Source organism: Methylophaga sp. OBS3, from assembly GCF_026319325.1.
GTDB lineage: Bacteria > Pseudomonadota > Gammaproteobacteria > Nitrosococcales > Methylophagaceae > Methylophaga.
Map to the genome: position 1 here is coordinate 754,865 of NZ_JAPDMU010000001.1, position 18,429 is coordinate 773,293.

Annotated in this window: 23 protein-coding genes and 1 other RNA gene; 11 read left to right on the plus strand and 13 right to left on the minus strand. The window is 41.7% G+C overall.

What is annotated here, in order from left to right; all coding sequences use genetic code 11:
* Positions 1-117: 117 nt before the first annotated feature.
* The 4 genes from OMP94_RS03630 to OMP94_RS03645 all read right to left on the minus strand — a co-directional run bounded on the left by OMP94_RS03630 (position 118) and on the right by OMP94_RS03645 (position 4,408).
* Positions 118-312: a hypothetical protein gene (locus OMP94_RS03630; RefSeq protein WP_266276120.1), complete on the minus strand. Its 195-nt coding sequence runs from the start codon at positions 310-312 to the stop codon at positions 118-120.
* A 110-nt stretch (positions 313-422) separates the two neighbouring features.
* Positions 423-893, minus strand: coding sequence for a pilin (locus OMP94_RS03635; protein WP_266276122.1), 471 nt, complete (start codon positions 891-893; stop codon positions 423-425).
* 162 nt (positions 894-1,055) lie between these two features.
* Positions 1,056-2,765: a PglL family O-oligosaccharyltransferase gene (locus OMP94_RS03640; RefSeq protein ID WP_266276124.1), complete on the minus strand. Its 1,710-nt coding sequence runs from the start codon at positions 2,763-2,765 to the stop codon at positions 1,056-1,058.
* Positions 2,766-2,824: 59 nt separating this feature from the next.
* Positions 2,825-4,408 (minus strand): tetratricopeptide repeat protein, encoded by a 1,584-nt coding sequence (locus tag OMP94_RS03645; RefSeq protein ID WP_266276126.1) that lies wholly within the window; start codon positions 4,406-4,408, stop codon positions 2,825-2,827.
* A 115-nt stretch (positions 4,409-4,523) separates the two neighbouring features.
* On the opposite strand from OMP94_RS03645, the gene OMP94_RS03650 reads away from it, so the two are divergent.
* Positions 4,524-5,525 (plus strand): metal-dependent hydrolase, encoded by a 1,002-nt coding sequence (locus OMP94_RS03650; protein ID WP_266276128.1) that lies wholly within the window; start codon positions 4,524-4,526, stop codon positions 5,523-5,525.
* Here the strand turns inward: OMP94_RS03650 and OMP94_RS03655 are convergent.
* The 4 genes from OMP94_RS03655 to OMP94_RS03670 are packed head-to-tail and all read right to left on the minus strand — an operon-like array spanning position 5,522 to position 8,263.
* Positions 5,522-6,259, minus strand: coding sequence for a DNA-binding domain-containing protein (locus OMP94_RS03655; protein WP_266276130.1), 738 nt, complete (start codon positions 6,257-6,259; stop codon positions 5,522-5,524). The genes OMP94_RS03650 and OMP94_RS03655 overlap by 4 nt on opposite strands.
* Positions 6,260-6,261: 2 nt before the next feature.
* Positions 6,262-7,122, minus strand: coding sequence for a DUF692 domain-containing protein (locus OMP94_RS03660; RefSeq protein WP_266276132.1), 861 nt, complete (start codon positions 7,120-7,122; stop codon positions 6,262-6,264).
* Between the two features lie 36 nt (positions 7,123-7,158).
* The gene (locus OMP94_RS03665; RefSeq protein ID WP_266276134.1) at positions 7,159-7,914 is read right to left on the minus strand and encodes a hypothetical protein; all 756 of its coding nucleotides are present in this window, start codon (positions 7,912-7,914) and stop codon (positions 7,159-7,161) included.
* A complete protein-coding gene (locus tag OMP94_RS03670) occupies positions 7,907-8,263 on the minus strand; it encodes a rhodanese-like domain-containing protein (protein WP_266276136.1) in 357 nt (118 codons plus the stop codon). The genes OMP94_RS03665 and OMP94_RS03670 overlap by 8 nt, the downstream gene beginning before the upstream one ends.
* A gap of 153 nt (positions 8,264-8,416) precedes the next feature.
* Here OMP94_RS03670 and OMP94_RS03675 point away from each other — a divergent pair, with 153 nt between their 5' ends.
* Together OMP94_RS03675 and OMP94_RS03680 are read left to right on the plus strand one after the other, a co-directional pair.
* Positions 8,417-9,397 (plus strand): ABC transporter permease, encoded by a 981-nt coding sequence (locus tag OMP94_RS03675; RefSeq protein WP_266276138.1) that lies wholly within the window; start codon positions 8,417-8,419, stop codon positions 9,395-9,397.
* Positions 9,390-10,199, plus strand: coding sequence for a ferritin-like domain-containing protein (locus OMP94_RS03680; RefSeq protein WP_266276140.1), 810 nt, complete (start codon positions 9,390-9,392; stop codon positions 10,197-10,199). Before OMP94_RS03675 ends, OMP94_RS03680 begins: the two co-directional genes overlap by 8 nt.
* Here OMP94_RS03680 and OMP94_RS03685 read toward each other — a convergent pair.
* The 3 genes from OMP94_RS03685 to OMP94_RS03695 are packed head-to-tail and all read right to left on the minus strand — an operon-like array spanning position 10,196 to position 12,334.
* Complete coding sequence (locus tag OMP94_RS03685) at positions 10,196-10,513, minus strand: RnfH family protein (protein ID WP_266276142.1); 318 nt, start codon at positions 10,511-10,513, stop codon at positions 10,196-10,198. The genes OMP94_RS03680 and OMP94_RS03685 overlap by 4 nt on opposite strands.
* Entirely contained in the window at positions 10,506-10,940 is a 435-nt protein-coding gene (locus OMP94_RS03690; protein ID WP_266276143.1) for a type II toxin-antitoxin system RatA family toxin, read from the minus strand. The genes OMP94_RS03685 and OMP94_RS03690 overlap by 8 nt, the downstream gene beginning before the upstream one ends.
* A 26-nt stretch (positions 10,941-10,966) precedes the next feature.
* Entirely contained in the window at positions 10,967-12,334 is a 1,368-nt protein-coding gene (locus tag OMP94_RS03695; RefSeq protein ID WP_266276145.1) for a sodium-dependent transporter, read from the minus strand.
* A gap of 92 nt (positions 12,335-12,426) precedes the next feature.
* Between OMP94_RS03695 and smpB the strand changes: the two genes are divergently transcribed.
* From smpB to OMP94_RS03725, 6 genes are all read left to right on the plus strand, one after another.
* Entirely contained in the window at positions 12,427-12,900 is a 474-nt protein-coding gene (gene smpB / locus OMP94_RS03700; protein WP_266276147.1) for an SsrA-binding protein SmpB, read from the plus strand.
* Between the two features lie 50 nt (positions 12,901-12,950).
* Positions 12,951-13,311, plus strand: a transfer-messenger RNA (tmRNA) gene (ssrA, locus tag OMP94_RS03705).
* Positions 13,312-13,467: 156 nt separating this feature from the next.
* On the plus strand, positions 13,468-13,836 hold the full coding sequence (locus OMP94_RS03710; protein WP_266276149.1) for a helix-turn-helix domain-containing protein: 369 nt from the start codon (positions 13,468-13,470) through the stop codon (positions 13,834-13,836).
* A gap of 404 nt (positions 13,837-14,240) precedes the next feature.
* A complete protein-coding gene (locus tag OMP94_RS03715; RefSeq protein ID WP_266276151.1) occupies positions 14,241-14,444 on the plus strand; it encodes a cold-shock protein in 204 nt (67 codons plus the stop codon).
* A gap of 259 nt (positions 14,445-14,703) precedes the next feature.
* Positions 14,704-15,954 (plus strand): mechanosensitive ion channel family protein, encoded by a 1,251-nt coding sequence (locus OMP94_RS03720; RefSeq protein WP_266276153.1) that lies wholly within the window; start codon positions 14,704-14,706, stop codon positions 15,952-15,954.
* Between the two features lie 90 nt (positions 15,955-16,044).
* On the plus strand, positions 16,045-16,506 hold the full coding sequence (locus tag OMP94_RS03725) for a MarR family winged helix-turn-helix transcriptional regulator (protein ID WP_266276155.1): 462 nt from the start codon (positions 16,045-16,047) through the stop codon (positions 16,504-16,506).
* A gap of 17 nt (positions 16,507-16,523) precedes the next feature.
* Here the strand turns inward: OMP94_RS03725 and OMP94_RS03730 are convergent, their stop codons facing one another.
* Complete coding sequence (locus tag OMP94_RS03730; RefSeq protein WP_266276157.1) at positions 16,524-17,312, minus strand: hypothetical protein; 789 nt, start codon at positions 17,310-17,312, stop codon at positions 16,524-16,526.
* A gap of 190 nt (positions 17,313-17,502) precedes the next feature.
* Between OMP94_RS03730 and pqqA the strand changes: the two genes are divergently transcribed.
* Entirely contained in the window at positions 17,503-17,574 is a 72-nt protein-coding gene (gene pqqA, locus OMP94_RS03735) for a pyrroloquinoline quinone precursor peptide PqqA (RefSeq protein ID WP_081443609.1), read from the plus strand.
* A 50-nt stretch (positions 17,575-17,624) separates the two neighbouring features.
* Here pqqA and OMP94_RS03740 read toward each other — a convergent pair whose 3' ends face one another.
* A complete protein-coding gene (locus OMP94_RS03740; RefSeq protein ID WP_266276159.1) occupies positions 17,625-17,936 on the minus strand; it encodes a hypothetical protein in 312 nt (103 codons plus the stop codon).
* Between the two features lie 100 nt (positions 17,937-18,036).
* On the opposite strand from OMP94_RS03740, the gene OMP94_RS03745 reads away from it, so the two are divergent.
* Positions 18,037-18,408: a hypothetical protein gene (locus OMP94_RS03745; RefSeq protein WP_266276161.1), complete on the plus strand. Its 372-nt coding sequence runs from the start codon at positions 18,037-18,039 to the stop codon at positions 18,406-18,408.
* Positions 18,409-18,429 lie beyond the last annotated feature (21 nt).

Below are 18,429 nucleotides of genomic sequence, written 5' to 3' on the forward strand. Positions count from 1 at the left end.
CAGGAAAAATGGCAGGTAAATGCTTTTGGGCGAGCGTGAAAAACGATGCGTTTTGGTTGCTATTGATAAAGCGAAAAACTTGAGGATATGAATTTGAGAAATGATTTAACTAGCCAATTAATCAAGCATATTTTTGTTCCAGTCTTTAACACCTTGCTCAATATTGGCTTTTTCTTGTGCCGCTTGATTACCTAAACCACTTAAGAAGTTAACAATACCATCACCAAATTTATCAGCAAGTATATTGCCAGTCATAACTACAACCGTTGCCATAATGATTACGTAAATATGAGCCACTATTGTTCGCCACATAAAGTCTCCAATCAAAACAAAACTTAGTTTAGATTAGCCAATATAAAAAAGCCCCAGATTTTCTGGGGCTTTTTAGGGTTTCTACTTCTACAAACTAAACTGAGTTATGTTTAGGTAGAAGGTTTAAATTTTGCAGGGATAGTGCCGCCTGTTGCATCATCAGGAACAGACCAGCGCATACCAGTAGTTGTACAATTGCCAGTGTAAATAACTGTCGAGTTTACTGGAACACCTGAACTACCACCGATGGCTTTGTATGTAATAGTTACAAGAGCTTGATCTGTGTTTGGAGTACCTGGAGCAATTACAATGGATGTCACAACGTCTGTATCAAACTCAGTACCTGCGTCAGTTGTACCATAACCGAATGCAGTATTACTTGTACTTGCACCTAACGTTCCTTCACTACAGGCAATACCTAATGCAGTTCGAGCAGGAGCAGACATACTTACACCCTCTTGGACTTTGGCACGGATTGTGTAATCTTGGTAAGCAGGTAATGCAATTGCAGCCAAAATACCGATAATCGCAACAACAATCATCAGCTCGATTAATGTAAAACCATGTTGAACCTGTTTCATTTTCTACTCCTTAGATTTGAGAAAACAGCAAAAACTCTAAATTTTGCTCAAATTTGTATAAGCCAAATCCGTACCAACTTTTAACATATTGTTTTTATTATAATTAACCAATAGTTCTTAACACAAAAACATCACCAGAACGTCACAAAGCGACAATTAATGTCAGTATTTACAAAATTCAACTGCGTTTTGAAACCTTGTTTCTTCTGGATAAAGGAGAAGTGCTTGGTGTGCATTACTACAGTAATTAGTTTTATCACCTAAAAACTCGTAAGCATCAACGAGCTTAATAAATAAGTCGACATCTGGTTGTGAAGCTTTTAACTCTTCTCCCCACACTGTGTAATAACGCACATTATCCGGTAAACCACTCTGAATACTTGAATACAGAATTGCACTAAGATCAATCCAACGCGCCTGATCGCCCAAATATGGGTTTTTGTATGCGTAAGGCAAGGGGGTATCCATTTGCTCACCCTGATAGTAAAAAACAAAATCCCAATTTGCTCGCAAAGTATGTGCGTAAAAAACAATAAGTAATGAAGTAACAGAAACAACAGTTAACCTAGTTAAGTTAATTGCCGCTTTAGTAATGCCAATCTGTTTAACATTTGTCTTATGGTTTAACAACGAATAAATAATGATAATAAAAACGAACCAATGGATTACTGACATATAAAAGGGTAGCTCTACCTGAGTATGTAACGCCATTGGTAACAACATCCCTGCAGATAATATCGCTCTATTGGTTGATGTTTTCACACCAGCTAAAATCACTCCAATTACAACGAGAACCATTCCAATAAATGCAATAACACCACCTTCTACAAGCCATTGAATGATCTCGTTGTGAGGGTGACTTACATATTTTGTGAGTAATTTTGCTTCGGGATTTTCGGTATAAAACTCTGGTTTGGCAAATTGCCATGCCGGACCAAAGCTGCCAATACCATGTCCCACCAATGGTGACTCAGCAATTAATCCCATTGAAATGGCATACATGCCAAGCCTTGCTTCGCCAGAGTAACCAGACTGCATCGCCCGCGCCTTATCAACGAGACGATCTCCACCCGGCATATTGGCACCACCAAAGAACCCTATAACAACAGCTAACAACAAGGCTTGGGATACTTTGTTTTTATTTAATTTGGTGACGACTACAGGTAGAACAACGGTTAACGAGATGATTAAGGTTAAAGTCCCTATTCTTGAACCTGATACACCAACAATGAATGCTGCCAACAAAGTGGCAATAATCAGTACCCAACTTCTTAAATTAATCCTTCTAAATGCCGGTCGTGTGGAGAGATAAACCGAAATCATAATGGCAGTGACCTGGTAGGTCGCCATGTTATTGATTTGTTGAAATAAACTTGTCGGAATGCCCTTTTCACTTTTAGGTAAAAAGAACGGCATATCAAGCTTTAACCAGATTTGCATTAAGCCAATAACACTAAATATCAATGCAGATATCACAATGATAAATAACAGCCTATCAACCCTAGCTTGACTAAGACGCGCTTGAAATAGAGCAAAAAAGAACGCTAAACCGCCCCAGATGAACAAAAGACGAAAGAGCCATTTCAAAGGCTGTTCAACGCCTGCAATAAAGCCACTGAGTGTTGCCAAAATGGGAAAGGCAGCAATCATCCATAGGTATTTGGGCAGAACGTATTCACGTGTTTTTAAAACTTTAAGAAAACTGTAAGAAATAAAAATGGTTGCTACTAACCAAATGGTGATGTTGTGAGGAATCCGTAATCCCTCGCCACCTAAGTTAGGGTGGTAATACAATGACGCCAACAGGAACAGTATCGCCAACATGATCTCCGCTGGCGTCCATCTGAGGTATTTCGTAACTGCTTGCGTCATGCTGATTTCCTTGCATATTAGATAAGTTTTTTCTGAGCCAATCACAGACAACTTGTTGTTTAGACCGATGGTTTTAAGTCAAAGGCAATACAAATTCTTTCTTCATTTGAGCTAAATGGAATGGTGCGATGAAAAACCGATGACGGAAACATCACAACATCACCGACTTCTGGTGCAATGGTTTTAGTTGTGAAGTTGTCATGCTGCTTCGGGTAATCATCGCCATGCGTGGATAACTCAATACTCCCCTCATGCTCATGCGTTTTGTTTTTGGGTAAAGACAAATATAACGAACCGCTTACCCAACCTTCTTCATGAATATGAGAGGTCAAATGGCCACCGGTTTTCATTTTGACGTACCAGGCACTCGCAATCACAGTCTGCTTTGGAAAACTCTTCACGAATATGCAATTTTCGCCTTTAAAACTCACACGATAACGATTGATTGCATCAACAACGAGTTCACCCACTTTTTGAAAAGAGGCTTCTGGTCGTTTGAAAAGATTACCGGCACTTTGCACACCATTGTGTAAGCGGCCCTGACTTTTTTCTTCGATATCCGCTTGTTCAATATCCGCCAGCAATTGCTTAAGTAATTCGCTATCACCTTTAAGCTCTGGAATATCTAGATGACAAACAAAATCCAGCGGATTGGGACAAAAGTTATAGTCATTATCGGTGCCAAAATTTTCAGCATAATGACCTGTTAAGGTCGCGAGGAATGGCGAGGTATGTTTGGTTTTTTTGAGTTTATCCAAACCCGCCTTAAACTCATCAAACTTGCTAGTTTTGTACAGGCAGTAAAGCATTCGCTCTTGCCAGTCCGCGTACTGCGATTTTTCGAAATACGCTAATGCTTGTTCCAAATCACCACTGTCATACAGATAAACCGCCAAACTATAATTTGCCAATGGCAATGTTGGATCTAATCTAAGCGCTTCTTTGTAGGCGGCCACGGATTCATCATAACGCCCTTGATCACGCAGGACTTCACCAATATTACTGTGCACTTCCGCATAATCAGGGTTTAAAGCCAATGCTTGGTTATATGCCTCAATAGCGTCAGCCAATCTGCCCTGATTTTTTAATACCGTACCCAAGTTAAAGTACATCTTGGCATCTTGATTAAGCTGTAATGCTTTTTTATATGCCGCTTCAGCCTCAATAGATTTACCCTGCTCTTGAAGACAAACACCAAGGTTGGCAATCGCCTCAAAAAAACCGGGCTGTTGATCAATTGCTTTTTGGTAGGCCTCCGCAGCTTGAGCAAACTTGCTTTGATATTGCAGTGCAAAACCTAAGTTGTAATACGCATCCGTAAAACCGGGCTTGAGAGTTACTGTCTTTTTATAAGCCTGAATGGCTTCATCTGTTCGATTTAAATTGGTTAACAAAATGCCTAGGTTAAAATGCATTTCCGCAATACTTGGGTCAATTTCCAACGCTTTACGAAAAGCCGCCACGGCATCTTTGAATTTATTCTGTGCAGCAAGCGCATTACCGTAGAGATTGTGAGCAACGAAAGCGCCGGGATAATTTTTGGTCAATTTTTTCGCCGCAGCTTCCGCCACAGCAACTTGACCACTATTAAGTGCGTCAATAACAGGTTGAACTTCTTGGCTGCTTGGTTGGCGCATTGTCATTGGGCGTTTCATATTGTTATTACGGTTTATTAATCAAGCACACGAATGTATAACAGCATGCCAACAGGGGCAAGCTTGCTACCCAAAAACGAATTAAGAAAATAAAGGTTAGATAATGGATACAGTGACACAGGCACTTTTAGGTGGTGCCGTTGGTTACCTTGTTGCCGGTAAAAAAGCGCCGAGAAAAGCACTGTTAACAGGCGCAGCCATTGCTGTTTTGCCAGATCTTGATGTCTTTATTAGTTACGCTAATGATTTAGATAAGATGACTTTACACCGGAGTTGGACGCACTCTTGGTTAATTCAAACTTTGCTTGCGCCCATTCTGGCATTACTCATCAGTTATTTTGACAAAACGATCAGCTGGCAACGCTGGACAGTCTTAATTTGGCTTGCCTTAGTGACACACTCGGCACTTGATGCTTTAACAGTTTATGGCACGCAGTTATTCTGGCCGTTTATGCCTCACCCCGCTTCTGGTGGCAGTGTTTTCATTATTGACCCTATATACAGCTTGTTATTGTTGGCTGGTTTTATTGGCATCTTATTTTGGCCATCGATTAAATCACGAAAGCTGATGTTGACGGTGTTTAGCCTAAGCATGGTTTATCTAGGCTGGGGATTAACCGCACAGCAATGGGTTACCGCCCAAACCAAAACGACACTTATTGAAAACAATATCAATTACCAGCATTTCCAAGTAAGTGCAGCACCCTTAAACACACTACTTTGGCGTATCGTGGTGGTAACGGAAGACAAATATTATCAAGGCTTTCGCTCAGTTTTTGATGGTGATGCGCCACTAGTTTTAACTGAATATGATCGCGGCATTGAGGCACTGTCTGTCTTAAGCGACTCACCAGCTTTAACCAGAATTGAGTGGTTTACACGTGGTTTATACAAAGTCACCCAAACTGATGAGCTTATGATCATTAGCGACCTTCGCATGGGAATGGAGCCTTATTATTTCTTCAGATTCCGTGTGGCGACATTTGATGACAACGAGTGGCACTTAGTTGAACCCAAACAAGTGCCTATGTTTAGAAACTCAGCAAATGGACTTCGTTGGGTTTGGCAACGAATTTGGCATCAGCAAGTTGAAATGAAGCCTTAATAAACGATGCCTTTGGCAAGCCAATCTTGAATCATTTGACGGGCTCCCTGCTCAACCGCTTCAGGACTAGGGTCTTGTAATTCAGCGGCAATGTTTGCTGCGGCTTGTTGCCCGGTTAAACCACTTTCAATGTATTCCAAGAGACGGGCACTTACCGCATTAAATTCTATGAACTTTACTTGATCATCCTCGTTTCGATAGACCAGTAAAAAATGTGGTGTTTCTGATATCGCATCAGGTTGATATTGCGGACTGATCTTATGTACAGGAAAGTCATAAGCTAATAACCATGCCAGTCGTGATTGCTGTAATGGTATTGTCAATACATCATCACCATCGTTCAACTTTCTAAAGCAAAACTCTGTGTTGTCTATACCAAGCGCTAACTCTACCCATTCGTAATGCGCCAAGGCTTTAATGAAAATTGGATCCGCTGAGGTATCCCTTTCGTTTTCCAAATACTCAATAAACTCACGAGCGATTTGGTTAAATAAAGGGCGCTGACAACGATGGCGAATCATAAAATCACGAATCATGGCCTGCCATTGCTCTTCCGTCAGCAAGCTTTTCAGAACAGGGAAAGCGGTACTGCAAAAATTTTGAATATTGTTGAAAACCAAACGTCGATAAATTGCCATCCGACGATCTTCGATATTTTCTGGTGCGGCACTGTTTGGATCACGAAGATGTCCGGCAAATGCCATCTGAACTTGGTGAAATTTAGCGGCTGTCATCGTTATACGCCCACTACCTGTTTTAGCTTTTCATCATCTTGATAGCTTCGAATTTGTTCTACTTCTGCAAATAAGGTTTGCAAATCAGGGATATTAAAATCTCGCTCCAACAAGGTCGGCTTAACGCCATGTTGTTGGTAACAATAAGCCAATAAATCCCAAACAGGCTCAATAACATCCGCACCATGGGTATCAACAATCAAATCAGCTGCTTCGTTGTTATGCCCAGCTATATGCATATAGGCAATACGGTTGCTATCGATGGCATCAATATAAGCTTTTGCTGAATAACGATGATTGATGCTGTTTACGTAAACATTATTAATATCTAGCAATAAGTCACAGTCTGCTTCGGCCAAAATCGCGTTCACAAATGTCAGTTCGTCGAGTTCTTGACCCGGCGCGGCATAGTAAGAGACATTTTCGATAATTAAACGACGCTGCAAAATGTCTTGTACTCGGCGGATCCTATCAGCAACGTAGTGAACGGCTTCTTCTGTAAATGGGATTGGCATCAAGTCATACAAATGCCCATCATCACTACAATAGCTGAGATGCTCGCTATATAAACGAACTTGGTGAGTATCTAGGAAAGTTTTGATACGTTTAATGAAGTCTTCATCAAGTGATGTTGGTCCACCAATAGAAAGTGACAAACCATGGCATAACATGGGGTAACGCTCAGTAAAAGCACGAAGTTTTTTACCAAGCCTGCCGCCCATTTCTAACCAGTTTTCTGGCGCAACTTCTAAGAAGTCTACGGGAGCGTTTTCTATGGATAGCAGCTCATCCATAAATGTCCGCCGCAGTCCAAGCCCAGCACCTTGTACACCATTCATTGAAATATGATTTATCGTTTCCATACAGCTAGGACGTCTATCCGATAGTTTTGTTACAAACTATTTTTCTTCGCTGATTTCAAACATGCTGCGATCAACACCAACGTTTCCGGTTTGCTCATCATAAAGATAAACAATCGCCTTGTAGTGCCCCGGCTTAGTGATTGTCGTTTGACCACTAAACATCCCTACCGGACCTATAAACTTAAGTGCTACCTCATCGATTTTTTCATCATCCTGCATGATGATAGCTGTGGCTTCATAGTTTTTTGCTTGCCAATGACCATCATGGGTAATCGGGCAACCACATAACAACGATGCTTTAGTCATAATATCGACTTTACCGCCCTCGATTACTGACGTCCAAGCATCAACAATAAAACCTGTCATCGAGAGCACAATGCCATCGCCGACAATATCTTTGCCCGGTACTACCCAACTCGTCATTGAGGTTTCTTGCAATGCCTGACGATATCCATAGGGGCCAATTAACTTAAATCGTAGTAACCGCGGCGAGTCTATATCGACAGTCGCTAAATAACCTGCTGTTTTCGCATCCGTTTGACGTTCGCCACGCTGAATAGGATTTTCAATCAGTACTTTAGTATCGCCGGTTCCGCCTTTGATCCAGCCTTGGTCTAAAATCTCACCAGTTTCAGCATCTTCAACTATCGCTTTAATACCACCGACACTGCTGCCAATAAATTTAGAATCAACGGCTTTAGCACGCACCATAATTTGCGTTGGCTCTGCTAATACTGGGAAAGAGACCAATAAAGTGAGACCTGCTAATAAACTTGTATTTAATTTACGCATCGTTATCACCTGCTAACCAAGCATCATAACCACCAATAATCGACACAGCGTTGGTATAACCTAACTGTTGAAGTGTAGCCGTTGCCAGTGCGCCACGACCACCAGACTTACAGTACACAACGATAGATTGGGTTTTATCGGCAAATTCAGGATGATTTGCTATCGAGAATTCTAGTAAGCCGCGTGGAATATGCACAGCATCATCAATATGACCTGCCGCATATTCGCCTGGCTCTCTAACATCTAAAGCAATGCTGTCTTCATTAAGCATTTGTTGAGCCTGAGAAACACTCACTTCTTGGATCACAGCCTTAGCTGCCTGCACCAAATCCATTGCTGTTTTTGCCATGTCGAACTCCTAACTTGTTAATTCAAACTTAAGACCAGCATATCAACTAATGGTTTTAGCACCATGCAGTTAAGCTGGTCACTGTTACAATACTGACCATCGTAACCGAAAATACGTTGCTGTTTAGGCGATGTATTAACTAATTGGATAGTTATGCTGGCTTATATTATTAGGCGCATCCTCTACGCCATCCCTATTTTAATTGGCGTCAATGCGCTGACCTTTGCTTTATTTTTCTTGGTTAATACGCCAGATGATATGGCACGTATGCAACTAGGTGATCGTTATATCCAACAAGAAGCGGTTGATGTTTGGAAGGCTGAGCGTGGTTATGACCAACCACTGATTTGGAATAGTGAAGCAACAGGAACCGATAAATTCACACAAACAATTTTCTTCGATAAGTCGCTCGCCCTCTTTGCTTTTGAATTTGGTCAAGCTGATGATGGTCGTGATATTGGCCAAGATATCCAAACTCGTATGTGGCCAAGTCTTGCCATCGCGATTCCGGTGTTTATTGTCGGTTTATTGGTCAACATCACCTTTGCCATGTTGATGGTGTTTTTCAGAGCGACTTATATCGATCTCGGTGGCGTTATTCTCTGTGTGATGCTGATGTCGATTTCCAGCCTGTTTTACATTATTGGTGGTCAGTTTTTGGTCGGTAAATTAATGCAGCTCGTACCCGTGTCAGGGTTTGCTGATGGTATTAATGCCATTAAGTTTATGATTTTGCCAGTGGCTATTGGCATCATTTCTGGTATTGGTGCCGGCGCACGTTGGTATAGGACTTTATTTCTAGAAGAAGCTGTTAAAGACTATGTCCGCACAGCACGTGCTAAGGGATTATCTGAGCTTCGCGTATTATTTGGTCATGTGCTTAAAAATGCCATGATTCCGATTTTGACTGGCGCTGTGGTGTTAATTCCGACCCTTTTTATGGGTAGCCTAATTTTAGAATCTTTTTTTGGTATTCCCGGTTTAGGTAGTTACACCATTGATGCTATCAATGCACAAGACTTTGCGATTGTCCGGGCTATGGTTTTCTTAGGCTCTGTGTTGTACATAATTGGCCTGATTTTGACCGATATTTCTTATACCTTGGTCGACCCTCGAGTTCGTTTGAATGATTGAGTTACAAAAGTTGAATTTACGTCAGCAGGCGCTTGCCATTTTATTAATTGAAAATGCAGCAGATAAAGCTATCGCTACCAGAGCTTTAGCAACATCTTGTCAGCAACATGGTTATGAATTAACGCGAGAGAAACTTACTGCACCGCATGTGCCGGGACGACCTTCGCAACCCGAGCTAGTGAACCCTAAAAATCTGCCAAGACGTCGTAATAGCAGCGAAACCGGCCATGCCAGTTTAATTCATGCCATTTGTCATATTGAGTTTAATGCGATCAATTTGGCTTTGGATGCTATCGCAAGATTTGAAGATATGCCTGAGGCCTATTACGCAGACTGGCTACAAGTAGCAGATGAAGAAGCAAAACATTTTCAAATGCTCAGTGAACATTTGGCAGATAGTGGCTTTGCATATGGCGACTTTTCCGCCCACGATGGTTTATGGGAGATGGCGCAAAAAACCCATCACGATCCATTGTTGCGTATGGCTTTAGTGCCAAGAGTTTTGGAGGCGCGCGGATTAGATGTCACCCCCAAAATGATGGAAAAACTCACCAAAAGTGGTGACCACCGAGCGGTAGAAATCTTAAACGTTATTTTGGAAGAAGAAATTGGCCACGTCGCAGTCGGCACACGTTGGTTCAACTATCTGTGTGACCAACGTTCTCTCGAACCGTTAAGCACATTTACAGAGCTTCTTGAAAGCTATTTTGATGGCGCGATTCGTGGCCCCTTTCATATCGAGGCCAGACAACAAGCTGGATTTACCGAGGCTGAATTAGCGTGGCTTGAACAGCAACGTTAATCTTCAGCTTGTTCTGCTTTTTTCTTTTTTTCCATCTCGGCTTTTTGTCTGCGTGATTCTTTCGGATCAGCAATCAGGCCACGATAAATTTCGATACGATCTTTGTGATGCAGGGTTGCATTTAGCTTACAGATTTTGCCGAAGATCCCGACTTTGTCTGAGCTTAAATCAATTTGGGGATAACGTTCCAAAATCCCCGAACGTTTAATCGCCTCTTCAACTGTAGTTTCAGGCGAAATTTCTATAGATAAAATTTGTTGCTCATCCGGTAAAGCATAGGCAACTTCAACGGTGATAACTTCCTGCTCAGCCATACATTTCTCTTGCTCGTTTACAAAAAGCTTCTACTAAAGAACCTGATATCTGTGTAAATACCGGGCCTAATGCTAAATCTAGCAAACGAGTAGAAAACTCAAAATCCATATCCAATTGAACACGACAGCCCTGGTTTTCACCAATCGGTGAAAATTGCCAGTGCCCTTCCAAATGTCGAAAAGGCCCATCGATTAACTCAATACGAATTGACTCATTGGGAATGAGCATATTACGTGTTGAGAACTCATGATGAATGCCGCCTTTAGCAATATCTAGCGCTGCGCAAATAACTCGGTCGTTACTACTAATAATACGACTACCGCGACACCACGGCAGAAATTGTGGATAGGCTTCCACATCATTGACCAAATCAAACATTTGCTGTGGTGAGTACTTCACCAGCGCACTGCGGGTAATGGTTGTCATTAGAGTTGAATACAGACCTTCGTTTATTAAAACAAAATGCCGATAAGATTAGCGAAGACGATAAAAATCGCCGCCGGCGCAATATACCGAACCAGAAAGCGCCATCCATGGAATAGAAATGCAGGTTTTGCCGCCAACTCATCCTCGCTGTTGGCACGACGCATTACCCAACCGGCAAAAATTGCGATGAGTAAACCACCTAAAGGCAACATGATATTGGCTGTCAGATAATCGAGCAACTCAAATGCAGTCTTGCCTGCAATCGTCCATTCACTACCAATATTAAATGAAAATACGGTGAGTAAACCCAATAACCAAATAATACCGCCAACCCAAATACAGGCATTTAAGCGTTTCAGCGAAAAGGTTTCGACCATCCACGTGACTACCGGCTCAGCAAGTGCAATACCGCTACTTAATGCCGCAAAAAATAACAGGACAAAAAACATTCCGCCAAAAATGGCACCATTTTCCATATGGCCAAAAGCAATGGGTAAGGTCTCAAAAATTAAACTAGGTCCCGCACCTGGCGACATACTGTTGGCAAACACTAATGGGAAAATCGCAAGACCAGCCAAAATCGCAACCGCGGTATCCATTAGCGATATAGCCAGTGTCATTCTAAAAATAGACGTTTTTTTCGGTAAATATGAGCCATACACCATGATGGCGCCCATTCCCAAACTGAGTGAGAAAAAGGCATGTCCCATCGCGGTTAACACACCATTAGCCGTCAATTTAGAAAAATCGGCATCAAATAAAAAGTGCACAGCATCATCAAAGTAACTGCCTTGTTGGTAGGCATACCAAACTAAGACCAGCAAAATCGCAAATAACGCAGGCATCATAAAACGAACGGATTTTTCTAAACCGCGCTGTACACCGCGACTGACAATCATCATAGTTAGAACGAGAAAGATGGTGTGCCACGCCAATAATTTTTCGGGTTCACTGACTAGCTCAACATAGATGCTTCTGGCGCCATCAGCAGTAACGCCCTCAAACGTATTCGCAAACGTCCGAAATACATACGACATCGCTTGGCCAGCGATAACACTGTAATAAGACAGGATTAAAAAGCCGGCAAGCACCCCCATCGCCCCCAAATATTTCCATGCTGAAGAACGCTTATCATCCTCAGCTAAGGTTTGGAGGCTATTCATGGGGTTTTGGCGGCCACGACGACCGATGAGGATTTCCGCCATCATGACGGGCACGCCAATTAAAAAGATACAAAGCAGATAAACAAGAACAAATGCACCGCCACCGTTTTCACCGGCAATATAGGGAAATTTCCAGATATTACCTAAGCCAACGGCCGCCCCTGTCGCTGCCAAAATAAATGCCCAGCGACCAGTCCACTCTCCATGCATCGATTTAGCGGGTCTGTTCATAGAAAACCTTGCTAGCAAAATTCACTCGATTTTGGGGGAAATCACAAAAATGCTCAAGCCAAGCGGTAAAACGCTTCTGTATAATGTTACTCATGGCAGCTAATAAAAAATCAAAACAACCTGATAATACGATCGCCCAGAACAAAAAGGCCCACTTTGAGTTTTTCATTGAGGAGACCTTCGAAGCTGGCTTGGTTTTACATGGCTGGGAAGTCAAAAGCCTCAGAGATGGTAAGGCCCAGCTTAGCGACAGTTACGTATTAATCCGTGATGGCGAGGCATGGCTTGCCAATGCCTTAATCACCCCACTCAAAACAGCATCAACACACATTGTTCCTGCACCACAGCGCGATCGAAAATTACTGCTAAATCGACAAGAATTAAATAAGTTAATTGGTTCAGTCGATCGCAAAGGTTTCACACTAGTTCCGCTATCGATGTATTGGGTTCGTGGCAACGCAAAGCTAAAAATTGCGCTCGCAAAAGGTAAACAATCACACGATAAGCGAGCATCAATTAAAGAACGTGACTGGCAACGAGACAAAGCCAGATTGTTCAAAAAATAATTAACCACTGGTTGAAAAACCGCATAAGCGTTACAATTTAGATTACCTAGGGGGGCGACCTGGCTTCGACGTGGGTTACGAAACCTAAGGTGCATGCCGAGTACTTCAGTTTTTCTCGTAAATCAAACTGGAAAAAAATAGTTGCTAACGATAACAACTACGCACTAGCTGCTTAATAACCAGTGAATGCCGTCCGACCAGAGCCGTGCTTGTGCGTCTGGAATCGGGCGTCGACTCTCACAAGATCGTCTCAACATATGCTTGGTATGAAGGGACTAAAACTTTACAAGATCGCTTCTTGTTTTCCCTGTTCATCGGGTAGCCTGAAGTTAAATTAATAGATGGAATAAGCATGTAGAGCTGAAGGCAGAGGATTTGCGGACGCGGGTTCGATTCCCGCCGCCTCCACCAAATAAAAACAACCACCTTCGGGTGGTTTTTTTATATCTTACTATTGAGCATTTCAAACGATGTTTGTTAATTAAACTTGCTTTTCACATTAGCCCACCGCATGATTTGCCTATCAATGATCTAACTGGGACGACATCAATGGCGACGGAAAACAGTTTGCTCACACTTGATAAAAAAGAACATAAAAAGCTATTAAAAATTTCAACAGTCGACCACGCAGATGCTGCCCGCGCTAAAGCATTATTAGCACTTGCTGATGGCGCAACACAACTTGCTGCAGCTGAACAATCAGGCCTCACCCTTCCGCAGGTTCGCTATTGGCTAGGACGCTTTCGCAGTAAAAGCGTTGCTTGCTTCACCAGCCTTAATTTAGAAACCGTCAAACCAAAGAAATTAAAGAAAGCGAAAAAAACCAAAGCGGACAAAAAGCCTAATAAAACCGGTAAGTCTAAAAAAGACAAATCATCCGCTAAGAAAAAGTCTGACAAAGACAAAAAGGCCAAGAAGAAAAAACCAAAAAAGTAAATACGATTCAATAACTTACCTTGAAATCAACTCCTAATTTGATTGTTAACCAACCGACTCATTCTTGTTGTTCGCTAGTTTGATGCTAAGTTCAAACCCTTATCGCTAAGCAATCCTTTCTCTACCTAACGAGAATATTGCTTATTGATTACTATAATGAATGTTAATTATTTGTTACAAAAAACAATTTTTTTGTTGACTCACTGTTAATATGCTTTGACTTTCCCCAAAAAGCGCTATAGTCTTTAGTTGCTTGCAAGTTTTACCGAGATTTGTTTTCACGTTCGATGTTTCCGCTTTAGTGCAACACCTTTAAGAGTACTCGTCCTGTTATCAAACCCCCGCGTCACTTACAGCATACCCGCTCTTAACGAGCATTTTAAGATTTAGAATAGGACGACATTATGTCAGCTACTGGTACAGTTAAATGGTTTAACGAAGCGAAAGGCTTTGGTTTTATTGAACAAGAAAACGGCCCAGACGTTTTCGCTCACTTCCGTCAAATCCAAGGCGATGGCTTCAAAACTCTGACTGAAGGTCAACGTGTATCTTTCACCGTTACCCAAGGTCAAAAAGGCCCACAAGCTGAAAACATCGTTGCGCTGTAAGACGTAAAGATATTTGCTTGAGAAAAGCCCCGCTAGGCGGGGCTTTTTTTTGCCCAATCCTAAGGGCAATTTTATCCGCACTCGTTTTGACAAGAACGGTGTATTTTTGTCATATCCGATAACTCGATTTCCATTTAACCGACTTGTTGCTTGATAACCAGCAACAGCTCTTTTACATTAATGTCTTTTGCGTATTTAGGCTGAGATGATGGATTTACAAAATATAAAAGAAATATTGGATCATTCGCTGGATACCGTCATGAATTGGGCCAGCAGTCCAGTATTCTATTCTCAGCTTGGGCTCATCGTACTTGCCTGTGTTTTAGGCTATTTTGTTGCTTCTTTTGTCCGTAAAAATATCCCATTACTTCATCATGCGCCAAATGCTGGACCACTGATGAATTTACGGCAGTCCATTTATAACAGTCGCGATCTGGTTTTACCATTGATGTTTATATTAGCGCTATCTTTAACCGCTGATATAAGCAAATCCATTTTAGGCAAAGATGGCATCGTTACGATTGCCATGAGCTGGGCTGTCGTTTTTATGCTCTACAAAATCATTGATAGATTGGTGCATAAAGCTTTATTCAAAAAACTGGCTTACTGGGTACTGCTACCTGTCGCCGTGTTGCACCTATTTGGCTGGTTACCTCCTGTCGTTGCTTATCTTGAAAGCATTTCGATTCACGTGGGTAATATTGAAATCTCAGCTTATGGCGTTGTTCGCGTCATCATTTTTGGATCTATTCTTTTCTGGCTTGGCCGTTTATCAAACCACGCTGGTCAACAAATCATTCGCAGTCAGGAAGACTTGGATGTTGGCACCCGTGAGGTATTTGCCAAGTTATTCCAGATTGTTTTGTTCTTCCTAGTATTTTTACTGCTGTTACAAATCATGGGGATTAACCTCACCGCGCTTGCCGTATTTGGTGGTGCGTTAGGTGTTGGTTTAGGTTTTGGTTTACAGGCGATTGCCTCGAACTTTATCTCTGGGATTATTTTATTACTTGAGCGCTCACTCAGCGTTGGTGACTACGTTGAGATGGAAGATGGTCGCAAAGGTGTCATTCGTGAGTTGAATATGCGGTCCACAACATTAGAAACCTTTGATGGCAAAGACATCATGGTGCCAAATGAGCAATTCATCACCACTAGCTTTACCAACTGGACACATAAAAATGTTAAGCAGCGTTATGCCCTTGAGTTTCAAGTTGCTTACAAAACAGACCTGCACTTCTTATTTGATTTAATTCGTAAAACGGTCTCAGCTCACCCACAAGTCATTAGCGGTGATGATGTACCAATTGAAGAACGTCCAGATGCTGAAATTGCGGGTTTTGGTGACTCTGGTGTCGATATTTTGGTTGAGTTTTGGATGGATGGTATTGATGACGGTGAAAATCGTGTCGGTGCAGATTTGTTATTAATGCTCTGGGACGCATTTCATGAGCATGATATTGAAATTCCATTCCCGCAACGTGAGGTTAAAATATTGAACCCCAGCTAAGGATTTGGCTGAACAATATGGTAATCTAAAATACTTGTTAAAATTGTGTCTTTGAAAATCTGAAAGCACATCTTAGTGATAGGGAAAATCATGTCAGAATACGACAATCTGAGACTAGACAATCAACTTTGCTTTGCCCTTTATAGTGCAACAAATGCAATCACGCGCGTTTATCGTCAGTTATTGGATGAGCATGATTTAACCTACCCTCAGTACCTAGTATTGGTCGTATTGTGGGAAAAAGATGGTATTGCTGTGCGTGACTTAATGAAACGCCTCAAGTTAGATTCAGGTACCCTTTCACCAATCTTAAAGCGTCTCGAGCGTGCAGGTCTTGTTACCAAACATCGTAATGATATTGATGAACGTGTTGTGCGTATTCAGCTCACTGATAAGTCAAAACAGCTCCAGCCCTTGGTTGCTGAGATTCAAAAACAAGTTGCTTGCCAAACCAATCTCAATAATGAAGATTTTTTTGCCCTTCTTAACAAGCTACACCAGCTTGCTGACACGTTAAATAAACGAGAGTTAAGTGATAGTAAACATGCTTAGTAATAACTAAACCAGCTTTACCAATTACTAATTTTTCGAAATAGTTGCCAACCTATATACAAAAATAAGAACGGCATTAATACCATCACCAAAATAAACTCAGCTAAGAGATAGATAGCAGCCTCAACACCTTGCTCTGCTTTTGACTCTATCGCTTGCAGTTTGCCTCGGATATCAAAGCTCTCTCGCATACCTTGATACCACTTACGGTCTGTTTCGATATCATCTTGTTGTAAGCTCTGAATTTCTTGCTGAGTCATGTTCAGTGTTGAAACCGCTTGCTCACGATCGGTATCTAGCCAGTTTTGCACTTGGTTTGCTGTAATTGCAGTGATGGGCACAGCTAATCGCAAAATACTAAGGATTACCACACACCGAAGCATATTGGTTTGTAATCGTTGACTTGAACGACCTAGCCATAAAATAGCCGTTGTAATCAAAACCAATGCAATGAGCAGGCCTCGAAATAGTTCAACATCACCTGCTGATAAAAGAATCTTTTGGATACCGATTGATGCAGAAGCCATCAATAAAACAAAAGAGACTTGCTCAATCAAATCATTGAGTGGGTCTAATACTTGACCAGGGGTCAAGGTTACCCCTACTCCCATTGGTTCAATGGCAAGTTCGGTGCCTTGCACCACCGAAATTAATGCATTCAAACCACGGGCTAATGCATATACCGTTAGCGTTACTTTCAACATCTCGTTGAGTTGTGTGCTGGCGAATTCTGTAAATGGAATACATGCTAAAACGAGCAGTATCAACATTAGAACTAATGACCAACGGCGGCGATTCATCGTCATAAAAACCTCTATAAAGCCTCGCGCTATCTTAACTTAAATGACTAACTTACATGTCCCATGTGACTACTCAGGAAAATCCTGAGATCAATCAGGGGAATCACTGATGTCAGATTTTAATCAACGGCGTAAATTTGAAATTGTGAGCTTGGAGAGACAAGCGCTTTTACTTAACGTTTTGGAGGATTTAATCATGTGGACTAAACCAGAATATTCAGACATGCGTTTCGGTTTCGAAGTAACAATGTACATTTGCAACCGTTAATTCCTAGCGTATGCAACTTAAGAGCCCCGTTTAACGGGGCTTTTTTGTATCTAATCATCTAACTCATAACGATGATCGGGTCTTTTATCTGACTTATCTTCATTACTCGCATCACGCAGTCCCCAGAAATAGCAAAAAATCAGTAATAGATAAAACCAAATTAATCCATCTTCATTAAGAACATTCAATAACGCCCAAAAAGGCACAATATAAAACACAGCATTTAATGCAATAGCCCAGAATTGATGAAAACGCTGGCGAGCTAAATCATATAAAAAGCCAGCAAACATGCCGGTCATATAACCGCCAACAACCGCTAAAATTAATAACAAGACGATGCCTGTACCACTTAGTTTAATCATCGCACACCTCAAACTTACATTTCACAGAGTGCTTAATTCACATTGTCATCGTAAAACAAAACCAGCATGATTAAGAGAGCACAATTTAGAGGAAAATTCCATGGCACGGTTAAAGTACCTACTGTTGTTGGCCAGTATTCTTGTGATGGGTTGTGGTAAAGACGACTCAGAGACTTTAGTAACGCAAACTGACCCTGTGGAACAACTTGCTCAGTGGTGTTACGCAGACTGGGCACAAAAAGACTGGACTCTGGGCGATAGCGAAGTCCTCGCTAAAAATAATGAAGCCTTTAGTGGTGGCATTCGCAAAGTTTGCCAGGCCCGAGCCGAATTGTATGCTGAAGGATACGATCTCTATCCATTTATTGCTGACAACAGTCAACGCGAAATCTATGCACTGGTGTTTACTGCATCAGTCGATGAAATCAAGTCCCATCTACGCTCACACCTACCCGCTTTACAAAAAATCTAAACGTAAAAATTCGTTTACAAG